The organism is Aequorivita sp. 609 (assembly GCF_014212065.1).
GTDB classification, from domain to species: Bacteria; Bacteroidota; Bacteroidia; order Flavobacteriales; family Flavobacteriaceae; genus Aequorivita; species Aequorivita sinensis.
The window spans coordinates 1-1,572 of the sequence record NZ_JACJVM010000197.1; the positions used below are offsets into that span (position 1 = coordinate 1).

Sequence of the window (1,572 nt, forward strand, 5' to 3'; positions counted from 1 at the left end):
AATAATTGTGCCTGAAATAAAAAAGAGCTTACGGATCTATTCTTTCTATCTGTAAGCCTAGAATTATATTGTCAAAAATTAATAAAGAAATTAGTTGTTTTTTATCTCAGTTCTTTGTTGTGCGTTCGGCTTTATTCATTCTTTTTATTTTCAAATTCAGTTATTAATTTAGCACATTCATTATGGTCTGAAACGTATCTGTCACTATCAAATTGTGATTTAAAATATTCATAGTATTTGTCATATTTATTTCCGAAAATTTCGTTCCACGCTTTGTCTTGATTTTCAGTCAAAACTATATTTTTAGCAGAAGCAATTACAATTATTCTTTCTCCTGGTTTTTCAGAGTCAAGATTTGATTTCCAAAAGTGAAATACAATTTCAATTCTATTATTCTCTATTTTAGAAACTTGTTCGTAAAGATATTCATCTAATTTTAAAGGCTCAATTTCAATTAAGTTTCCGGAATCATCCACTTTATTATACTCAAGCTTTAGATTTCCTTTTAGTTCAATTTTTATTGGAAATGAAATATAGTCTGGGTCAATGGAAAGTTCAAATTTGTCAATTATAGAATGAGCGAAAACATAGGTCGAAAAGTCATTTAATTCTATTAATAAACTATCATTTCGATTGATAATATTTATTATCCAACTGTCGTGAAGTTTGCAGATTAAATATTTATTAAAAACTCCTAATTTCTCGGAATTTTTGGTCAAAAAGTCTGAATACAAATCTGTGTCGAAAATTGATTCTTCTAAATCAACAAAATCGTCCGCCAATAATGGTGCTATTTCCTTAATGTTTCTTTTCGTGTTCATAGGTTTTTTCAGCTGACGCACAACGGTTTGTGTAAGGATAGTTGCGTGTGCGAGCAACTAACTTACTAAAAAGGAACGAACCAGAGGAAAATCCGCAGGATTTTCCGAGTAGGTTAGAACCAAGCAATTATTTTTACACTTTGTTGTGCATAGTATTTTTTATTTCAATTCCAATTTGTTTAAGTTTTTCTAAATTCCATTCACCTATTCGATATTGTTTTAAAGTTAAATTAGATTCTTTGTCTTTTATGTCAATTTTCAGATATGGATTATTTTTTCCGCTTGGAATTAATTCGGTTTTGATTTTTGCGTTATTGAATTTACGAGATTTAAATTTTCCGTTTTCTTGCCATTTTAATTCAGTTATAGTTTCTGATATAAAGATTGAGTATAAATATATGGTCGGACGAAATATAAATTGAATCCCTAAAATTAACGCCATTATTAATCCAGCCAAAATTATCGCAACAGTGTAATTATTTTTCAAATTTGGGGTAACAAACACAAATATTATTGATGCAATAAAGAGAATCAAAAACATTGAAAGAAAGGATTTAAAAATAAATCCAACAAAATTTATAGGTTCAATTTCTAATTTCAATTCTTTAGAGTTCAATTTTGGATATTATGCACAACGTGTTTGGCTATGGTTTCGTTGCGGAAAATGTCTGAAGGACTTTTCCGCTGTAGCCGAAAAATAGCAAAGCTGCGGGAATTTTCGGCAGAAAATTCCGCCGCAATGAACTATAGC

The 1,572-nt window shown here is 29.4% G+C and carries 2 protein-coding genes; both read right to left on the reverse strand.

Features of this window, described 5'->3' with window-relative positions; genetic code table 11:
* Positions 1-131: 131 nt before the first annotated feature.
* On the reverse strand, positions 132-821 hold the full coding sequence (locus H4O20_RS13305) for a hypothetical protein (RefSeq protein WP_185099586.1): 690 nt from the start codon (positions 819-821) through the stop codon (positions 132-134).
* Positions 822-954: 133 nt separating this feature from the next.
* Positions 955-1,422 carry a hypothetical protein gene (locus H4O20_RS13310; RefSeq protein WP_185099587.1) on the reverse strand — a complete coding sequence of 156 codons (468 nt, stop codon included), beginning with the start codon at positions 1,420-1,422 and terminating at the stop codon, positions 955-957.
* Positions 1,423-1,572: the final 150 nt, after the last annotated feature.

Excerpts from the sequence above, each read along its gene's own strand:
- H4O20_RS13305 (WP_185099586.1), bottom strand. The coding sequence starts at position 821 with ATGAACACGAAAAGAAACATTAAGGAAATAGCACCATTATTGGCGGAC.